General features: G+C 35.3%; 13 protein-coding genes. 4 read left to right on the top strand and 9 right to left on the bottom strand.

The window, feature by feature from the left end; genetic code table 11:
- Positions 1-20: 20 nt before the first annotated feature.
- On the bottom strand, positions 21-1694 hold the full coding sequence (ilvD, locus tag E1750_RS02010) for a dihydroxy-acid dehydratase (RefSeq protein ID WP_133275155.1): 1674 nt from the start codon (positions 1692-1694) through the stop codon (positions 21-23).
- A gap of 14 nt (positions 1695-1708) precedes the next feature.
- Positions 1709-2884: a 2-isopropylmalate synthase gene (locus E1750_RS02005; protein ID WP_133275154.1), complete on the bottom strand. Its 1176-nt coding sequence runs from the start codon at positions 2882-2884 to the stop codon at positions 1709-1711.
- A 269-nt stretch (positions 2885-3153) separates the two neighbouring features.
- Between E1750_RS02005 and E1750_RS02000 the strand changes: the two genes are divergently transcribed.
- Positions 3154-4698: a hypothetical protein gene (locus tag E1750_RS02000; RefSeq protein WP_133275153.1), complete on the top strand. Its 1545-nt coding sequence runs from the start codon at positions 3154-3156 to the stop codon at positions 4696-4698.
- A gap of 236 nt (positions 4699-4934) precedes the next feature.
- Here E1750_RS02000 and E1750_RS01995 read toward each other — a convergent pair whose 3' ends face one another.
- The 5 genes from E1750_RS01995 to E1750_RS17870 all read right to left on the bottom strand — a co-directional run bounded on the left by E1750_RS01995 (position 4935) and on the right by E1750_RS17870 (position 10834).
- A complete protein-coding gene (locus tag E1750_RS01995; protein WP_133275152.1) occupies positions 4935-5987 on the bottom strand; it encodes a DNA methyltransferase in 1053 nt (350 codons plus the stop codon).
- A gap of 126 nt (positions 5988-6113) precedes the next feature.
- Positions 6114-7514, bottom strand: a complete 1401-nt coding sequence (locus tag E1750_RS01990; protein ID WP_133275151.1) for a Sau3AI family type II restriction endonuclease — start codon at positions 7512-7514, stop codon at positions 6114-6116.
- On the bottom strand, positions 7498-8784 hold the full coding sequence (dcm, locus tag E1750_RS01985; protein WP_133275150.1) for a DNA (cytosine-5-)-methyltransferase: 1287 nt from the start codon (positions 8782-8784) through the stop codon (positions 7498-7500). Before dcm ends, E1750_RS01990 begins: the two co-directional genes overlap by 17 nt.
- Complete coding sequence (locus E1750_RS01980) at positions 8774-9082, bottom strand: helix-turn-helix domain-containing protein (protein ID WP_133275149.1); 309 nt, start codon at positions 9080-9082, stop codon at positions 8774-8776. Before E1750_RS01980 ends, dcm begins: the two co-directional genes overlap by 11 nt.
- A 78-nt stretch (positions 9083-9160) precedes the next feature.
- The gene (locus tag E1750_RS17870) at positions 9161-10834 is read right to left on the bottom strand and encodes a tetratricopeptide repeat protein (RefSeq protein WP_227873939.1); all 1674 of its coding nucleotides are present in this window, start codon (positions 10832-10834) and stop codon (positions 9161-9163) included.
- 1720 nt (positions 10835-12554) lie between these two features.
- On the opposite strand from E1750_RS17870, the gene E1750_RS01970 reads away from it, so the two are divergent.
- Positions 12555-12938 (top strand): HU family DNA-binding protein, encoded by a 384-nt coding sequence (locus E1750_RS01970; protein ID WP_133275148.1) that lies wholly within the window; start codon positions 12555-12557, stop codon positions 12936-12938.
- Positions 12939-13177: 239 nt separating this feature from the next.
- Complete coding sequence (locus E1750_RS01965; RefSeq protein WP_133275147.1) at positions 13178-14242, top strand: T9SS type A sorting domain-containing protein; 1065 nt, start codon at positions 13178-13180, stop codon at positions 14240-14242.
- 332 nt (positions 14243-14574) lie between these two features.
- Here the strand turns inward: E1750_RS01965 and E1750_RS01960 are convergent, their stop codons facing one another.
- The gene (locus tag E1750_RS01960; RefSeq protein WP_133275146.1) at positions 14575-15504 is read right to left on the bottom strand and encodes an alpha/beta hydrolase-fold protein; all 930 of its coding nucleotides are present in this window, start codon (positions 15502-15504) and stop codon (positions 14575-14577) included.
- A 67-nt stretch (positions 15505-15571) separates the two neighbouring features.
- Here E1750_RS01960 and pdxR point away from each other — a divergent pair, with 67 nt between their 5' ends.
- Positions 15572-17083 carry a MocR-like pyridoxine biosynthesis transcription factor PdxR gene (gene pdxR / locus E1750_RS01955; RefSeq protein WP_133275145.1) on the top strand — a complete coding sequence of 504 codons (1512 nt, stop codon included), beginning with the start codon at positions 15572-15574 and terminating at the stop codon, positions 17081-17083.
- An 87-nt stretch (positions 17084-17170) separates the two neighbouring features.
- On the opposite strand, the gene E1750_RS01950 is transcribed toward pdxR, so the two are convergent.
- Positions 17171-17947 carry a lamin tail domain-containing protein gene (locus tag E1750_RS01950; protein WP_133275144.1) on the bottom strand — a complete coding sequence of 259 codons (777 nt, stop codon included), beginning with the start codon at positions 17945-17947 and terminating at the stop codon, positions 17171-17173.
- Positions 17948-17952 lie beyond the last annotated feature (5 nt).

The following is a 17952-nucleotide window of genomic DNA, read 5'->3' as shown; positions in this document are numbered from 1 at the left end:
CCCTGCGAGGGTTAGAGTCTTTACTTATCAGTTACACAACCTGTCGAGGCGCTAGAAACCGATCTGGCATATTTAAGCAATACTCCTTTTGTTGCTTTCAAATCCGGTTGCACCCAATTGGCTAATCTTTCAGCATATTCTGCATCAGGAATTTTCAGATTGATCGTGTTTTTTACAGCATCAATTGTTATGATATCTCCATTTTCGATGAGTGCAATTCCGCCCCCATCATAAGCTTCTGGTGTGATATGTCCTACTACGAAACCGTGTGAACCTCCTGAAAATCTGCCATCGGTAATCAAAGCCACTTTATCACCTAAACCAGCACCCATAATGGCGGAAGTAGGTTTTAGCATTTCTGGCATTCCTGGGCCGCCTTTTGGACCGCAATACCTGATGACGACGACATCGCCTGGTTTGACCATTCCTTTTTCAAGTCCTGGAATAACCTCAAATTCACTCTCGAAAACTACAGCGGTTCCTTCAAAATATTCGCCTTCTTTTCCGCTAATTTTGGCCACACAGCCTTCAGTAGCAAGATTTCCGTATAATATTTGGATGTTTCCTGTTGATTTCAGTGCATTTTTTACTTCTTGAACAATTTCTTGACCTTTTTCTAAATCGGGTACAGATGCTAAATTTTCAGCCACAGTTTTTCCGGTTACGGTCAAACAATCTCCGTGAATATAGCCTTCTTTCAATAGGTATTTCATAACGGCGGGAACACCTCCAACGGCGTGTAAATCCTCCATCATGAATTTTCCACTTGGTTTCAAATCGGCTAAAACAGGTGTTTTATCGCTTATATTTTGAAAATCATCCAAAGTAATTTCGATATCAACCGAATGCGCCATAGCGATCAAGTGCATCACCGCATTGGTCGAACCTCCCAAAACCGCCACAATAGTGATGGCATTTTCGAAAGCTTTACGAGTCATGATGTCTCTAGGTTTGATATCTTTTTCTAATAATCTTCTGATGGCTTTTCCAGCATCGTCACACTCTTTGAGTTTATCTTGACTGACCGCCGGATTGGATGAGCTGTACGGCAAACTCATCCCTAAAGCTTCGATAGCCGATGCCATAGTGTTTGCTGTGTACATTCCGCCACAAGCCCCTGGACCCGGGCAAGAATTTTTGATTACCCCTTTGAAATCTTCATCCGAAATGGCATTTTTGAATTTTTTTCCTAAAGCTTCGAATGCAGAAACGATATTAAGGTGTTCGCCTTTCCATCGACCAGAGTTTATTGTTCCTCCATAGACCATAATGGCAGGACGGTTCACTCTTCCCATTGCAATCAATGCTCCAGGCATATTTTTGTCGCAACCCGGAATGGCAATCATAGCGTCATACCACTGCGCTCCCATTACCGTTTCGATAGAATCGGCAATGACATCACGGGAAACTAATGAAAAACGCATGCCTTCCGTTCCGTTCGAAATTCCATCACTTACTCCGATGGTATTGAAAATTAGTCCTACTAAATCGGCAGCCCAAACTCCTTTTTTAACATCTTTGGCCAAATCATTCAAGTGCATATTACAGGTATTCCCTTCATAACCCATACTTACAATTCCTACTTGCGCTTTGTTCAAATCCTCTTCGGTTAATCCTATTCCATACAACATAGCCTGTGCAGCAGGTTGAGTAATATCTTGAGTTATGGTCTTGCTATATTTATTTAATTCCATTCTTGTTTTAATTATTAGTTTCTAATCAATTCGCTTTCAATTTTGCAAGCTTCTATGATTTGGTGAATATCGTTATCTACTACTTCTTTTTTGATATCGGCAAATTTTAAAAATTCGGCATAGACAATATCCAATTGTACTTTTGTCAACTCATATCCCACTTTTTTGGCTCTGTAGGCCAAGGCTGCTCTACCGCTTCTGGCAGTAAGAATAATCGAAGATTCGTTGACGCCCACTTCTAGAGGATCCATAATTTCGTAGGTTTCTCTGTTTTTGATCACCCCATCCTGATGAATTCCTGAACTGTGCGAAAAAGCGTTCGCTCCAACAATTGCTTTATTTGGTTGGACGATCATTCCCATACTTTCTGATACCAATCGGCTCATTTCATTCAATTGGCGAGAGTTGATATTGGTATCTAAATTCAAATAAGGATGCTGTCTAAGAATCATTACGACCTCTTCAAGCGCAGTATTTCCTGCTCGCTCCCCTATTCCATTAATAGTACATTCTATTTGTCTTGCCCCATTGATCACGCCGGCAATCGAATTGGCTGTAGCCATACCTAAATCGTTGTGACAGTGACAGGATAGAATTACATTTTCGATTCCTTTTACGTTTTCTTTGAGGTATTTTATTTTTGCACCGTATTCTTCGGGTAAACAATAGCCTGTGGTGTCGGGAATGTTTAAGACTGTAGCTCCTGATTTTATGACTTCTTCACAGACTCGCGCCAAGAAATCATTCTCTGTACGACCGGCATCTTCTGCATAAAATTCTACATCCTCAACATAAGATTTGGCATACGAAACGGCATATTTTGCTCTGGTAATAATATCTTCTCTGGTGGTATTCAACTTATGAATAATATGTGAATTCGACGTTCCAATTCCGGTATGGATACGGGGTTTTAGTGCTGGTTTTAAAGCTGCTGCAGCTACATCAATATCGTTTTTAACAGCTCTGGTAAGCCCACAAACTGTAGCGTTTTTTACTATTTTGCATATTTCAGAAACGGATAAAAAATCTCCGGGACTTGAAACTGGAAATCCCGCTTCAATAATATCAACACCCATTTCGTCTAGGCGTTCCGCAATAACTAATTTTTGGTTTGTATCTAATTTACATCCTGGGACCTGCTCCCCGTCTCTTAAAGTGGTATCAAAAATTTGGACTTTGTCTGTATTCATATGTAGATAATTATTGTTTTTTATGGTCATATGTAATTGCTTCGCCTGTTCGCTTGGCTCGAGTCGCATATCTAGATTGGTACTTGCCACCAATATTAGGTTATGCTCATTTCATATTTAAAATATTTAATGTAATTTCACAACTTTGAACAAAAATAGATTTTGATTGTATATTATAAAAATCATTTTTCAAAATTATACTGTTTATAAGACCTGTAATTACATTATAAACTACTTATAAACAACTTATTACAACATTATATTTTACAATGGCTAACCATCAAAAAGATTCCTTATTTGTATTAATAAAATCCCTTTCGAAGTCTGAAAAGAGACAATTTAAGATTTTTGCCAGTCGTTTGGAAACAAGTTCCAATACCAAATTCATCGAATTGTTTAATATTTTAGACAAGTCAGAAGTCTATGACGAGAAAAATATCCTGAAAAGCGGGGTGATTAAAAAAATACAACTATCCAACCTCAAATCCTATTTGTACAAACAAATTTTGGTGAGTATTCGGTTGAATATTCCAAGCCAAAATGTTCGCTATCAATTAAGAGAGCAAATCGATTTTGCTACTATTCTGTACAACAAAGGCTTGTACAAGCAAAGTTTGAAAATCTTGGATAAAACCAAACAAATTGCACTGGAAAACGATGAAAAATACATGGCGTATGAAATTGTCGAGTTCGAAAAACTAATCGAATCGCAATACATCACCCGAAGTATTCAAGGTCGTGCCGATGAATTGGTCATTCAAGCCAAAGAATTGAATTATAAAAACACGATTTCGAGCAAGCTATCGAATTTGTCGCTGCAATTGTACGGTATCATGCTGAAAACGGGTTATGTGCGCAGCGATGAAGAATACAACTATATCGATGATTATTTCAAGAAACACATTTCTAAATTCGACGAAAAGAAATACGGTTTCAGAGAACGGTATTGGTATTTTAATGCCAATTTGTGGCGCAGTTTTTTAGTTCAAGACTTTTTGGCCTGTTATAAATTTTCGCACAAATGGGTTACTCTTTTTTATGACAATAGAAATATGATTTTCCTCAATCCGGTATTTTTCTTAAAAGGAAATCACTATTTATTAGAGTCGTTATTTATGCTAAAATACAAGAGCAATTTCAAGAAATACCTCGAAATGCTGGAAGAAACCATCAACGATCCTCAGTTTCCGGTTAACGATAACATTACTTCGTTGTCGTTCCTATATTTATACAATAACAAACTCAATTATCACATTCTCGAAGGAACTTTTGCCGAAGCAGAATACCTGATTCCAGAAGTTTTAGATAAAATAAATTTGCATAACGAACATTTGGACGAGCATCACGAAATGTTGTTTTACTACAAAATTGCCTGTATTTATTTTGGTAACGAAAAATACAATGAATGTGTGTTTTATCTCGAAAAAATCATCAATAACAAAAACTTGTATGTTCGAGAAGATTTGGCTTGCTTCGCCCGATTGTTGTGCCTGATTGCGCATTATGAATCTGGCAAAGATTTCAATTTAGAAAATCAGTTGGTGAGTACCTATAAATTTCTAATCAAAATGAATGATTTACACGAAGTACAAAAGGAAATCATTCGCTTTTTGAAAAAATTAAGCACTATTTATCCAACAGACATCAAAAAAGAATTCATTAAAGTAAAAGAGCGTTTCGTCGAACTAGAAAAAAACACCTACGAGAAGAGAGCATTTCTCTACCTCGATATTATTTCTTGGCTCGAAAGCAAAATCGATAACCGAAAAATAAGCGATATTATCAAGGAGAAGGCGAAATTGAATAATAGATAAAACTTTATTCCTTTGCCTTCGGCTTTAGCTGGAGGAATTAAAGGAAATGCAGCAATGGCTTTAGCCAAAAAGATGTTGCATTTGGCTAAAGCCTATGTGCTTTTATTTTTATCCGGTGGTTGATCCCGATAGTTATCCGTTTATATTTTATCAAAGATGACAAATAAAAAAAAATAGAATAGACTAACAGTCTAAATAATTTATTAGCAATGCAAAAATCATAAAAGAAAATGATTCTATTTTTTAAAAAGAAAAATATATTCGTGTTTAAAAATATATAGACCGCCTACTAAAGCTCGGTATCTCCACAATTCTTTTTGATTAGTTTTGCCTTTAGTATCTTCAAAGTTTTTTACAATTGTTGCTTTAAGTTTATATCCTCTTTTTAAAAACTCTTGCATTGTGTAAAACCCAAGAGGTATCAACTCTCCATCAGAATATTTATCCGCGATGACTAATGCACAATATCTTCCTTTATCTAGTACTTTGTATGATTGCTCAATAAGATTTCCCATTTTTGATAAAAAACCCTCTAAACTTTTTTCATTTGAAATATCATTAGGATTATCGCTAAATTTTATAATATCCCAATATGGTGGATGCATAATTAAAAACTGAACAGATTTAACACCAATCTTTTTTAATGTCTCCTCATATGATAAAACAGTGCAATCAGCATTAATAATTTCAGTTCGATTGTCAAATTGTTTTTTTTCTTTTGATATATTTTTTGTAGCTAGATCAATAACTTGTGGATTTATTTCAATTCCTATACCATTTCTACCAAGTCGTTTACTTTCAATCAAAGTAGTTCCACTGCCAAGAAAAGTATCAAGTACCCATTCTCCTTTTTTTGTATATCGTCTTAAAAATTGATTTGGGATTTGTGGTACAAAATTCCCCCAATAGCTCGCAGCGTGAGCACCCGATTTATCTCTTTTATCTATTATCCATAAACTATCGGTTAAAATATCATCATATTGTTTCCATAAACGCAAGTTTATATCATTTAACTTACTAGTCTTTATTTCTGTTAAGGATTTTACTAAGCGTTGAATATAATATTTCGTCCTTTCAATTGTTTTGGTTTCTAATATTTGAGCAAACTCGTTATTAATGAATTGTGCATTGACATGGATAGTAGCTCCATTCTGTTCTATTTTCAGTACTCCATATTTATCTGCCTTAAGGTTTGATATATCATTCTTAATTTCTAAAACAGCATTTTTTATTTTATCTAAATTTTCTAATTTAGTGAGCTCAATTAATGAGTCAGTGATTTTTGCCATATTGACATCTTTTTATCGTATGCAATTTTAGTTAAAGAAAAATTATTTACGGCATCAACATACTTTTAGTTTAACAATAATTTTGGTTGACGTTTTGTGAGACCAATTTATGTAGAAGCTTTTTTTCTACTTTAGATAAATTTCATTTTTCACATAAGAATTGTTTAACCAAAAACAATGTTTTGTATATTCATTTTGTTTAGTTAACCGATCTTTTTTGGGGAGTTCGTAGGTGTCTAAAGCGTTTGTTGCGTGAGGACGAACGTGAGAAATAGAATTAAATTTCTTACTAGGAAAATTAGTGAAACGAATTTCATTGCCTTTTTTATTAGTTTTTATTTCTTTTACGATTTCGCCTTTTACAACAATTTGTTTTGTTTTTGTCCAAACTTTTTCAACTTGAATTAAGTCCAAATATGGCATATTCCAAAATTTCACTTTTCTTAAAATTAGTTTTTCGTTCTCAAATTGAAAGAAAACAAATAGGAATTTATGTTCCAAAATTGCTGCAAAATCTGAATCTTCCCAATCTTGATTTACAATTTCTTCGTATTTAAAATTAGGAAATGAAATATCTTCTTTTGGTAAATCATTTTCTTTCAAGCGAACTGTTTTTACAATAATTTCAGCTTTTTCAAATTCTTCAATTTCTTTGTCAAGTTCAATTCCGAGAATTGCTTTTGTCAAATTAGCGTGAAAACTTTTTGCTTTTGTATTGATTTTAATTTTTAAAATATTCACAATTTCTTCTTCAGATTTTCCGTAGAAAGGTTTGAATTTAGAAATTACAATTTCTTCAATAGTTTGCTTTTTAGCAACTTGAACGTTTGGAATTAATTTTCCGTAAGTTTCTTTGCTTTCATTTGCAATTGACGCAATAATATGATTTACATAGCCTTGTTTAAAAGAATATGCTCTTTGTTTTGCTGGGATTTCAGAAAATGGTTGCTTTCTAACCGATAAAGAATTTGCACCTTTGGTGCAAGCACCGAGATAAAAAGTGTCGCCTTCTGAAAGTTCGTGTGCTTTTCCGTCAGCGATTTTCTTTGTAATTAATTCCCAATCTTTCTTTATAATTTCTAAATCAGTAGATGGAAAACTCCATTCATCAACAAGTTTTATTAAATAATCTAAAATGTCAAAACCAGCTTGATGTAAATAGAAAATCAAAAGAATGCAAGCATTCTTTTTGATAAAATCACTATTTTCAAAATTCTGATTAACAACATTAGCGTAGTTAATGATGTTTAAAACTAATCGCTCTTTAGACCGATATTCATTATTTTTTAATTGTTTTAAAGGTGAAGATTTTAACTCCATTCCAATTTGAGCAAAATCTGCTTCTGCCAGTGAGTTTGGCTCATAACCAAAATAAAATTTCTCTAAAACTTGCCCAAAGTTTCCTTTTCCAGAATAAGAATGCTCCAAAACCTTTGAATCACAAACTTGTCTTAACGATTTACCTTTTAATTTTTTTGCATACTCGATAATTGAGTTTTTATCACTTGGATTATATGGTAACTTCATTATTTATTTTTTGAGTTAATGCAACGCCAATTTTTTCTATAACACCAACAACTAAAGCATTGCCCATAAAGAAAGCACGTTTAGTATCTGTAACACCTTCAAATTTCGTGTGATTATCAGGAAACATATTTAGTCTTTCTAATTCAATTGGAGATAATCTTCTATAACCTTTTGTAGTTTTTATAACGTGTTTAAATCTTGATGCTGATTTTCCGCCTTCGCCTGTGATAATTGTTCGCGATGGTTTATCTAATGGATCAGGAAAAATCATTCCTCCTTCGCTGTAATTGTACTCAAATCCTTGAGAATTTTTTCTCATTTCTTTTTTTGCTCCTTTTAAATAGAACCATTTATCCAAATCATCCTCATTTATGTAGAATTCCTCGGTTACTTCTCCGTTTTGAATGATGTCTTTTAGAATTGTGAATTTGTCTTCATAACTTGGTTTTGTTTTGATAGTCGTTACAATTCCATCAATCATAATTCCTGTATTTTCAAACATTCCAGTTTTTCCATTTTTGTTGAAATTTTCTGAAATGTCAACTATATTGCCTTTGAGTATGAATTCATTTGGAAACAAAATATTATCAGATTGAACAGGAAAAGCATTTGCCAAAGTTCCATCTTTAAGCAACCAATCTGTTGAATTATTTTCTTTTATTTCGTTATAAATTGTTGAATTTTGGGAATATGCCAAAATAAAAATTCTTCTTCTTCTTTGTGGCATTCCATATTCAGCAGCGTTTACAACTCGCCATTCAACTGCGTAACCTAAATCATTTAAACTTTTTAGAATAATTGCAAAATCTCTTCCACGTTGTCCTGACGGAGAAATTAAAAGCCTATCAACATTTTCTAAAAACAAATATTTTGGTTTGTTTTCTTTTTCACTTAATATTTTATGAATTGACCACCACAAAACGCCTTTTTTTCCAATTAATCCTTTGGAATTTTTAAGTGTTGTAGCAACAGAATAATCCTGACAAGGAAAACCGCCAACTAATAAATCGTGATCTGGAATTTCAGAAATTTCTACCATAGAAATATCTTTATTAGAATGACTTTTTTTATCCCAACGGCTTTCGTAAACCATTGATGCGTGTTGCACTTTGGTTGACGGTTCCCACTGATTACTCCAAACTATTTCATATGGACTTTGAAAATCTTCTTTGTAATTTGACGATGCTGATTTATTATTCCAACCTTCTAAACCAAGTCTAAAACCTCCAACACCTGCAAACAATTCTACTACTTTTATTTTATTTTCCATTGTGAATAGTTTTTAGGTATAATGCTTTTTCTTCTGCTACTTTTAAAACTTCTCCAATATTTTCTTCATAGAGAATCGTATTTGCGATTTGATCGCTTAACCAACTTGTAATTAATTTATTTTTGTCTAAATCGTAAAATTCAGCAAATTTTTCAACTTGTTCTTTTGTTGCTTTTCTTTCTCCACGCTCAAATTTACTTATAATAGCTTGATCAATTTCGAGTGCGGAAGCAACTTGTCTTAATAAAAGACCTTTGCTTTCTCTTTTGTTTTTAATAATATCTCCAAATGTTTCCATAAGACAAAATTTGTTTTGACAAAAATAGTCAAATTAGTTTATGAAGCAAATTTTTTGACATTTTTTTTGTAATAGTATCTAATTATTCAGTTTCCCCATTTTTACCGCCATCTCAAACTCCTCTTCATAATCCAGCCCCAACTCCCCAACGTGCTCTGGCACTGCCAAAGCCCAACTCACATAATAAAAACTCAACAATTGATAGCCCGAGAACCGCTTGTTAGGAATACTGCCTACGATGTAATTGTCAATTGTAACATCGATACCTTGTTGCCCAATCATCGCAATTTCGAACGCTATTTTTTTGATGGTTTCCATAGGCATCGCTTTGAAATACTGCAAGGCTTCCACCATAAACATCGTGACCGCCATGTTTACGCCTATTTCCTCTTGCGCTTTTTGAAACTGCTCCATTTCCAAGGCTTGCTTCGGGTCTTCGGCCTCGTTTACACCAAAAGGATCTTGCTGGAGTTGCGCCAGAAAATCATCGATAGTGGTTTTGGGGGCTAATGGGGTTTCGTTTTCTAGTGCAAAAAAGGAGTCCAATGCCAAGGCTTCCGCCCATTGGCGTATCAATTCGAATTCTTCACCCGCTTGGTGGTGGTCTTTGCGGTCTAAAAACTGTTGGTAAAAGGCTTCGGCTTGTTGCAATTCTTGGGGACTTGCTTGGAACTCCGCAATACGATTAATACCAAACAAATCGACAAATTGCAGCGCATTGACCAGACTGTACATTTTAGTTTTAGCTATTATCGCGGCAGGAATCAGTTCTAAAATTCGTTCGTCGGTCACGGATTTAATCGCTTCGTCGAGTAAATTATAGAGCGATAAGAATTGGTAGGGTCGCAATTCGGCATAGTCCTGATACAGAAAGTCTTCGATAAAAACATCTATCGGCGTGTTGTAGGTTTGCAGATTCAAGCCATTGAAAATCCCATCCGAAAAGGTGGTAAGTACTGCCTCGTTCAGTCCCATCTTTTTCAGTTTCTGTATGGCTGGCTCAATACTCGATAGAAAATTTTGTTTGTTTTCGGAAGTCGAAATAAAAACCTGATTTGCGTTTGCTTTTCGGGCTTGCAAAACCAAATCGAGATGTGTCATTTCGTGCATCACCAAATGCTCCACAGCTGGATACTTGCTTTTGTATTTCACCCGATGCTCGTTGCGGTGGTATCTTTCGGCAAATTCTATTTTGGCAGCCGTTGGGATCGTTTCATCGGCCTCAATCACAATCGGAATTCCACCTTCTTTTTCTAACTGGCTTTTGTAGTCATACAGGAGCTTTTTGCCATCGAAGTCTTTGGCAACAGTACCGGCGATTTCAAAAGCTTTTCGAAACGCATTTTGGTACAATTCATTGCTGCTATTTGCGTATTTCAAACATTGAATACTGCTATAAAAAGCGGAATGCCAATCGTTTTCTTTTTCGGCAATTAAGGCAAGAATGAAATGCGCATTGGCGTAATTATCGGAAATTCTCAACGCTTCCCAAGCCTGTTTTTTGGCATCCTCTAGCCTATTTTCTTGAAACAACAAATAGGCAATATTAGATAAAGTGATGGCATCCAATTGGTTTAGCTGCAAGGCTTGCTCGTAATATTTTAGAGCCGTGGGAACATCTTTTAGGAATTTGGCTTGAATGTTTCCCATCATCAACAAGGCCCAATTGTTTCTGGAATCCCAGCGCAAAGCGTCAATCAAACAATTGATGGCGGCTTCCTGATGGCCTTCGTCAGAAAGAATTTGTCCCATAATTCGATGAAATTCCGAATTGGTGGGATTGTTTTCGATAAGTTGTTCTAGGATGGATTTTGCCTCTGGGTAGTTTCCTTTTTCGCAAAGGGCAATCGTTTTTTGGTAATCGGCCTCTTGGGCAAGAATCGTTGGGGTGTCAATTTCTATGCTAACCCAATCATCGGTAATAGAAACTTTTGGAGCAAAAGGGCCAAAAGTGTAGTATTTTTTTAACTCGTTGATTAATAAGCTATTACCCCCCCCTGTGCTATTTTAGGAAAAATGGTAAATAGAAAACCATCAATTTTATGAATAATTTGCATAAAGCGTCAAAGGAATTTTTACTTTTTTTGAAGATTTTATTTTCGAAAAGCGATTGATTATTTTAATGGAAACAAATCTAATAAAAAATAGGTTTCAAAAGGCAATTTATAAGGTCAAACTCATTAAAAATATTTAGACACGAATTACACGAATAAACACGAATTACAGCTATTTTTTAGTACACAAATGCATCGTTGTCCGGTCAAAATTAAAAATAAGCTAATTAGCCTAACCTATATAGTCCCGACGGGACATTTAAAATGGGTTAACCTATTTAATTCTACCGACATTTTGCTCCTAAGGGAGCATACCTCGTAGAGGTTAAATATTGGTAGTGAGACCGTTATAAGTCATAAATTTGTCCCGTAGGGACTATATGCTTTTTTATCGGACAATACTGATGCAAATTTAGGAAGAGAATAAGGTTAGTGTAATTCAATTTTAAATAAAACCCGTTGGGTTTAATTATTGAAATTTCAATTAATGGATTAAATGAAAAATTAAACCACATATACATAGAAAAAAAAGAATTTGATAGCCCAATTGCTTCGCCTGTTCGCTATTGCTCGGGGCTTGGGTTCGCATAGCCATGTTTTCTCAAATAAAGTGAAACACCTTTTAAAATCGCAATAAAAATATGTCTATGTGGTTAAAAAACTTTAAAAATTGAATTTCACCCAACGGCTTACATAAAATAAAAAATAGTTACAATGGGTGACTCGGGCGATAGTGAACAAGTGAAGTAAATTTGTGACTTTTTTTTTAAAGCGAACCATCTTGCTGCTGGTGTTCAAAGCTGCAGCACAAATTAAGATAAGTACAAAGCTGAAAAACCGTCGGGCTGAGCGATACAATTGACCGCCCTCACTTATCAAGCGGAGGGCGGTCAGATTATAAAGTGAGCGCGGTCGAATGTTTGTCGGTTCAAGAATAATTTATAGCTTTGTCTAACAGTAGTATTTAACACTTTAGGGGCAATTATTAAAAACGTCTATTCGAGTGTTTTTTGTTTCGTGTCGCTAGCTAGCGGGACGAAACAAAAAATGTATCGAGAATCGTTCTTACCGAAATTTTTCTTGTTCTCGATACAATTTTCTTCCCGACGCTTCGGGAGAAAATCACTCGAATTGACGAAAAATTATTATTATAACCCGTTGGGTGTAATTCAATTTAATTTTTTTTAAACACATAGAATCATAGTTTTTTATTAATTTTATTAAGACGCTTCGCTTGATTTTAGTAAATCATAGCTATGTGAACCCAAGAACTGGGCTATCCAACTCTTTTTTCTATGATTCTATGCGTTTCAATTTTACTATTTCTAAAAATTTAATAATTTCACCCAACGAGTTATTATACACTAATTAAACCTAAAGTTTTTTTTAATTGGTACTTATTCAAAATAAAGCAAGCTATGGCAGTTCCTTTTACAGCAGTTGGGCGAACCAACCCGAGTCAACCGCAAAATCCATTGCGGTATTATCCAAGAGCCACCCAAAGTGGTGTTATCGATTTAGAAGAATTGTCAGAACGCGTATCGGCTAGTTGCTCAGCGACCCCCTCTGATTGTTCGGCGGTTATTATTGGATTGGTTACCGAAATTTCAAAGTCACTTGACCAAGGAAATATTGTGCGTTTGGGACAACTGGGCTCCTTTCAGGTGAGTGTTCAAGGCACTAGTAGCGCTAGTCCCGAGGAGCTTACTGCCAAAAATATTTCGAGAAGCTCTATTGTTTTTCGACCCGGAAAAAAATTAAAGTTGATGCTGAATCAATTGAAGTTTTACAAGAAAAAGTGAGAAGCTTCGGCTCGCACCTACCGCCTTATTTTCATTTTTCGAAAATAAAACAAACGAAGTCTACATCATTTCTTGGCTTGAAAGCAAAATCGATAACCGAAAAATAAGCGATATCATTAAGGAAAAAGCGAAGTTGAATAATAGGTAGATTGGTATTAATTAAATTTTTTAATTGGTATTAATTTCTCGACGTATTTCATCATAAATTTGTAAGAACTATTAACTTTAAAACATTTATTATGAGAAAAATTTACCTTTTTATTACTTTAATATCAACTAGTTGCTTCTTTGGGCAAACCAATTATTTAGTTGAAAATTTTGATTATCCAGCTGCTGCCTTATTAAGTGCAAATGGTTGGTATATACATAGTGCAACTGCTAATTCTACGGCAGTCAACAATGGAGGTTTGACTTGGACAGGATATATTGGTAGTGGTGTGGGTAATGCAGCATTGGTCAACAATACCGGGGTCGATGTAAATAAACCACTAGCCGGTAATATTACTGATGGAGCTGCTTATGCCTCTTTTTTGTTTAAACCATCAGCAGCTATTACATCAACTGGAACAGGTGATTATTTTTTCCATTTTGTAAAATATTCAAATGAAACTACTCCTGTTTATACGGCTACAAATACTTCGTATAGAGGAAGAGTTTTTGTAATACAAGGAACAAACACTGCCACACAATTTAAATTGGGATTAAATTTCAATGCATCTGCATATATCGCTCCAAGCAATGTTACCGCTGATTTAGACATTACCAAAACCTATTTAGTAGTTGTTAAATACAAATTTAATACGGGAGATTTTAATGATGAAGTTAGTTTATTTGTATTTGCTGAAGGAGATGCTATAAGCACAGAGCCCGCTACTCCAACATTAGGCCCTTTTACCGCAACACCAGCAAGTCCACCGGCTGCATTGCCGCTCGGCGACGATGCCGGAACAATTCAAGGAGTGGCGTTACGTCAAGCTACTTTAGGACAAAATGCTATTGTTGACGGAATCTACGTTCGAAAGGTATGGAACTTAACTAGTCCAGGAACTGCATTAAGTGTTGATAAATTTGAAAAAAATACCTTGAAAGTCTATCCAAATCCAGCACAAAACAATAGAGTTTCTATTTATTCATCGATTGCGGGAGAGAAAGAAATCACGCTTACTGATATGAGCGGAAAAGTAGTACTTAAAAAAACAATGACTTCTGATGAATTAGATTTGACTACCGTAAACAAAGGAGTTTATCTTCTTCAAACCAAAGTGGGCGCTGCTACAACAACCACTAAGTTAATTGTAAACTAGTCTATTCTAAGAAACAATAAAGTAGTGAATAACAAGAAAGGTTTGATGAATTCGTTCATCAAACCTTTTTTGCTTTTAGGTAACAGAATATTACTATTTACGCTATCCTACAAAAGTTTTTATTTTTAAAAAGCTTCGCTTTTGCGCAGTATTCACAGCACTATGTGCAAAAAGAATTTTCTATGGCAATCTTTTTTAACTATTTCACCTACTTTTCTATCTGGTTTAAATTAATTTTAAATTTATTCTCACAGAAAACCCAGTAGCAGCTATCGGAACCATAATAAAAACTATGTGGTAAAAAAAAACTTCACAACATTTCCAGTAAAACCCTATTTAAAAATCAGATCCGCTGCATAATTAATAGCGGGACCGTAATCGTGATTCAATCCGGAGGCTATGGATAATTGCCAATTGTAATTGAGGCTGTTCTGTGTGGCTTGATTTTTTGAATAATTGAAAAAATAATTGGCTCTTGCCAAACGGTCTAATCCTTGGGCATCGGCTTGCGGGTTATGCCTTAATCCCGGGGAATTAGGATCATTATCGTTCGAGCCCACTTGGATATACATTTTTTTGGAAAACAAGGAGGATAATGAAAATGACTCCAACGGACTTTTCTTGAATCCATAAGGAAAATCTACACTATAATCAGTAGCGGTGTACCAGCCTGAAGCCGAAGCGACAATGGTATTGAATCTGGAGTTGGGCTTGAATTCTGCTAATCGATGTGCGAATTGACCACCCGCGGAATGACCTATAATATGATATCCCGTTGCATTGAGCTGCATTTCATTTTTGAAGTAATCAAAAAGAGGTTCAATAATCGAAAAGGTCCAAACTTCTTCTTTATTCAAAGTGGAAGGCGACGGATTATCGCCGTCAATAAAAACATTCCCAAGATTGTATTGGTCTCCCGTTGGATAATAAGTTTCTGAGAATTCTGTAGCGAGAATAATAAAGTTTTTTTGTTCTGCTTTGCTTACCAAAGCGTCTCGATAGTCTTTCGCATTGCGCTCATCGCCGTGAAATAAAAATACAATTGGCGTACTTGCATTCGAATTGGCAGGAATATGAAAAAATACTTTTACCGGTTTTGTTGCTAATGGCGCATAGTTGGTATATACAAAATCACCGCTTCCTTTTAGACTAGGATTTAAAATTGATCCGCTATCCTGACTATCAGAATCGGAATCGGAACAAGAGCAAACCAAAAAAATGCAAGAGAGAATGAGGACTATTTTAGATTTAAAAAGATTCATTTTTAGCAAATTAATTGCAAAATAAATGTAATTTTAGAGAAGTTTTAAAAACCAATTATTTATAATTATGAATACCAATCATATTTTTGCCGTAGATCGAATACTTACTTCATTTGAAAAACAGAGCAAAAAGAAATCAAACAAAAAATATATTGTTCTTTATCAGGCGATTAAGTATTGCATTCTTAAAGTCGAACTACCACATTTATGGATTTTGCCAGCTACCAGAATCCTGGCGGTCGATTTGAAGTTATCTAGAACAACGGTAGTCAAAGCCTACGAATTGCTGGCATTAGAAAAACTGATTGTACCCAAAATAGGTTCTGGTTACAGCGTCAATTTCCCCCAAATGAGTGCTGTAGAATCTACAAAAAATAAATTGATTTCGGTGAACCCGCAGTTGTACCCGGAATTATCAGAGAAAGGGCGAGCCTATTTGGATAATATCCACATACTCGAAAGAGATTCCAATAAAGGTATTGCTTTTCGACCTGGACTTCCGCCTTTGGATATTTTTCCGGTAAACCAATGGAAAAACCTACTGAATACCTACTGGAGACAAGTGAAAGCATCGGGTTTGTCTAATTCTCCGTCTTCAGGAATTGAAGCCTTGAAGATTACCATTTGTAATTATCTCAACATCAGCAGAAATATTAAATGCAGTCCTAGTCAACTTATGATTGTTTCAGGTTCCTTGCAATCCCTGTTTATCATTTCAAGCGTTTTGATCAATAAAGGCGATTCGATTCTTATAGAAAATCCTACCTTTCCTAATGTGCATTCCATTTTCAAAAGCTCGCTTGCGAATTTAATTCCGATTCCAATAGATAACGAAGGAATAAGTATCAATGAAATTTCAGCAAACAATCATTTAAAACCAAAGCTAGTGCACGTTACGCCATCCAATCATTATCCGCTTGGGGTAAAAATGAGTTTAAAACGAAAAAAAGAGCTGCTTTCGTGGGCTTCAGAAAACAAATCGATAATCATTGAAAACGATTATGAAAATGAGATCAGTTCACATCAGGGCGTAAATCCTAGCATTTTCAGTTTGGACCCCGAGGATCGAACGATTTATTTGGGCACGTTCAATCGGCTTTTGCATCCTACCATTCGAATAGGCTATATGATTGTTCCCAAATACTTAATTAAAGCGACCGAAGCATTGCAAGAACACTCCCATAAATTCGTTTCGCCGTCCATACAAATGGTGATGAGCCAATTTATTGAAAAAAATTATTTGTACCAACATTTGAAAAACATTAATGCGGCGGCACAAGAACGAGAAGCGCAATTCATCTCGTTTTTTAATGAACACACTTCAAAAATGACGATCGAGCGCAAACCCTATTCCAGCTTGCATTTGGTAGCTACTTTTAATGAACCGGTCAGCGCCAAAAAGGAATTAGAAATCATTCAAACTTTACTCAAAGCCAATATTGTGGTGCATTCCTTGAGTAATTGTTACATTGGTGACGAAAAACAAAAAGGGCTTATTTTTGGCTATTCATCGGTTCGTCCGGCGGTGATAAAACAAAAATTAATTCAAATAACCGATTACCTGAACAGTGTATTATAATTTTCAAATGGATACAAAAAAAGAGAGTCTTTGTAAAAAAAACTCTCTTTCAAAATTCTACTGAATGGATTTGCTTATAAAATGGAATTATTTAGTAAAAATACCAACATTGGTATAAACCCATAAACGATCTCCAGAAAGAGTCCATTCTGAATCTGCAGCAACACTTTCTTTTGTAGCGTTCCATACTGGGTTTGGCGCTTTTACCGTGGCTTTTCGCCAAAAAGTTCTATTTCTTGTATCTAACAATTCACCTGCTGTCACCCACATCCAATTGTTTCTTGAACTTGAAGATCCCTTAAACGTGATTCGCTCTACATTCGGTGCACCAAAAACATCAATTATTTTATAGTTGGTACCTGAAATTACATAGGTTCCAGCCGCATCTTTTTTCAACAAAGCGATCGCACTATTCCCACTTAATTGCAACGGTTTACTCGCATCTGCCGATGAAGTGCTCGTGGTTCCCCAGGTAATATCTCGTGGTACGGCAGTTGTACTTGCTTGCGGTGAGGCTATGACATACGCTTTGCCATTGTCTAGTGTGCCCGTCAAAACTAACACATTGGCAGCAGTTGTAAAGTTCCAAGGCGTTAATGTTTTTTCATCAGTAACCGCTTGATAACCGATGGCGTATTGAGTTAAATCGACGCTTTTTTCTGTACCATTATACAATTCTACATAATGATTTCTTGTACTACCAGTAGTAGCATCTGTATTGATATAAGTCGAAATTTCGGAAATTATCAAATCTGAAATCGCATTACTTGGTGGCTTTGGTGCCTCGGGGTCAAAAGTAATTTCGGAAGTGCAAGAATAACAAAAGATGGTGGTTATCAACACGTAAAATTTTATATTTTTCATAAATA

The organism is Flavobacterium nackdongense (assembly GCF_004355225.1).
In the GTDB taxonomy this organism is placed as follows: domain Bacteria; phylum Bacteroidota; class Bacteroidia; order Flavobacteriales; family Flavobacteriaceae; genus Flavobacterium; species Flavobacterium nackdongense.
Note: the sequence above shows the minus strand (reverse complement) of the source record. Positions and strands in the feature narration are given on the sequence as shown.